The following is a 2,671-nucleotide window of genomic DNA, read 5'->3' on the forward strand; positions in this document are numbered from 1 at the left end:
GCGCCGAATACAAACACACCGAGACCGCCCGTCCGCGCGACAGCCTGACAGTGGACAATCTGACCGGTGCCGTCAGCAAAGTTTATGCAGGCAGCACCTATCCGAATAAAACTTTCCCCGACAGCAAGCGCAAAACGTTCAGCGTTTACGCACAAGACAGCCTGACTTTCGGCAACGGCATCGTCCTGACACCGGCCTTGCGTTACGAAAAAGACAAGCTGAACACTTCGACCGATCAAGCCTATCTCAACGCCAACCCCAGCGGAACGGCGACGCGCTTTAGCGATTCCGCGTTTACACCCAGCCTGCGCCTGAGTGTACCGATGGGTGAGCAGTTCACCAGTTTTGCCACTTATTCCCAAGGCTTCCGTACGCCGCCGTTTGACAGTGCGACCATGGCGTTTGCCAATACGACCTACGGCTATGCCGTCATTCCCAATGCCAACCTCAAATCCGAACGCTCCAACAGCTTTGAATTGGGGATGAAGTTCAAAAACGAACGCACCCGTGCGCAAGTTACCGCGTTCTACAACCGTTATCGAAACTTCATCGACCGCACCGAAGTCGGCACTGCCTCCATAGGCGGTCGCCCGATTATCCAGTACCAATATCAAAACCTTGATCACGTCAAAACCTACGGTGCCGAAGCCTCTGCCGCCTACAAATTCCTGCCGGGCTGGCAAGTCTCCGGCAGCATCGCTTGGATGCGTGGCAAGCAGCAAGACGGCACGCCGCTGGATTCCGCCTACCCGCTCAACGGCGTTTTGGGCGTGGACTACGCGCAAGAAAAATGGGGGGGCGATACCAAACTGCGCTGGTCGAAAAAACACAGCCGCGTCAGCAGCGACAGCATTTTCCAAGCGCCGGGCTACGGCGTATGGGATGTCGGAGCGTGGTACAAGCCGTCTAAAAACGTCGAAATCGGCGCGAACATTTACAATATCGGCAACAAAAAATACTGGCAACACGCAGACGTCGCCGGCATGAGCCGCTCAAGCGTGATGGATTTGTACACCGAAACCGGCCGCAATTTCGCCGCAACCGTACAACTGAAGTTCTAATGTGATTTAACCGTTTTCAGACGGCCTGAGAAAGCGAGCAGGCCGTCTGAAAGCATTCGACAAGGAAAATAAATGAAACTCAAACTCCTTCTGCTTTCCGCACTTATTTCGTTGACCGGCACTGCACACGCGCAACGCATCGTCGTGTTGACCCCCGATACGGCAGACATCGTTGCCGCGCTCGGCGCATTGGACGAAATCGTCGGCCGCGATCAGACCGTTCAAAATCCGGCATTGAAAAACAAGCCCAGTATCGGCATTCATCGCCGCCTGACGGTTGAACCGATTGTGGCCGCCAAACCCGACATCGCCATCGGTTCATGGATGGCGCAGCCTGCCGATATTTTTACCCACCTGCAAAAAGCAGGCATTAAAGCCGTCAATGTTGCGCCCGATGACAGCATCGCCGCCTATCCGCAAAGTATCCGCAACATCGGTCAGCTTATCGGTAAAAGCGCGCAGGCGGATAAGTTGGCCGGTAAGTGGCAGGCGGATATGAAACAACAGCCTTCCAGCGGCAAACGCTACCTCTTCAGCTACGACGGGCGCATCGTATCGGGCAAAAACACTGCCGCCGACGAAATCATCCGCCGCGCCGGCGGTATCAATGCCGCAGCCGCCATTGACGGTCTCAAACCGATGACGCGTGAGGCATGGATTGCGGCCAAACCCGATATCATCATTATTGCCGACCACAACACCGCTATGATAGGCAACGTCAAAACCTTTGCCGCACGCCCCGAAATCGCCGGCTCGCCTGCCGCGAAAAACGGCAAGATTTATTTGTGGAAGGCCAACGATATGTTCCGTTATGGTCTGGATACGCCACAAGTGATTCAGCGTTTGCATGGTTTGGCGAAATAAACGCACCTGTTTTGAAAACTCTGCCCGATTTTTGTTTTCAGACGGCCTCGATTTGTTCCTTCTTGTTGAGTAGGAAGCAAAACGGTTGTCTTAAAAATGCCGTCTGAAACCGTCCCTCAATCCGCTTAAACCGCATGATGTCATGAAACCGCATATCCTTACCCTCTGCCTGCTGCTTACTGCCGCCGCCGTTTATTTGTGCTGCGGCATCGGCTTTGGCGCGTGGGAGTCGCCGTTGGCGATGGATGAAACCGTCCGCCAAATTCGTTTACCACGCATCTATACCGCGCTTTTGGTTGGAGCCGGTTTGTCCGCTTCGGGGGCGGCATTACAGGCTTTATTTGAGAACCCGCTGGCCGATCCGAGTTTAATCGGGACGTCGGGTGGGGCGGCCTTGGGCGTAATTGTGTTATTGGCTTTGGGCGGTGGCGAGATGGGTGTGCCGGGCGCGGCTTTTCTCGGTGCATTGGGTGTGTGCCTGCTGATTTTGGCGGTGCATAAACTGCTCGGCGGCGGTACTTTGGGATTGCTGGTGTTGGGGTTTGTGTTGAGCGCGTTTTCGGGCGCGGTGGTCAGTATGATTTTGTTTTTATCTGACGATTTGGTATTGCGCAGCGCGACCACATGGCTGTCGGGCAGCCTTGCCGAAGCCGGTTTCTCATCGCCTGTCGCGGCAATCGCGGTCATGTTGCCCGGTTTTCTGATTTTGCTGTCGGCAGGCAGGCGGCTGGACGTTTTGATGACGG

3 protein-coding genes are annotated in these 2,671 nt (G+C 55.1%); all 3 read left to right on the forward strand.

Going from position 1 to position 2,671, the window contains the following annotated elements:
• The coding region (locus tag ACTHUE_RS14910; protein ID WP_440423889.1) for a TonB-dependent receptor domain-containing protein at nt 1–1,061 on the forward strand (1,061 nt) is incomplete at its 5' end.
• A 72-nt stretch (nt 1,062–1,133) separates the two neighbouring features.
• A complete protein-coding gene (locus ACTHUE_RS14915) occupies nt 1,134–1,925 on the forward strand; it encodes a heme/hemin ABC transporter substrate-binding protein (RefSeq protein WP_004520550.1) in 792 nt (263 codons plus the stop codon).
• Between the two features lie 142 nt (nt 1,926–2,067).
• The coding region (locus ACTHUE_RS14920) for a FecCD family ABC transporter permease (RefSeq protein ID WP_440423890.1) at nt 2,068–2,671 on the forward strand (604 nt) is incomplete at its 3' end.

Source organism: Neisseria sp. P0021.S005 (genome assembly GCF_051956955.1).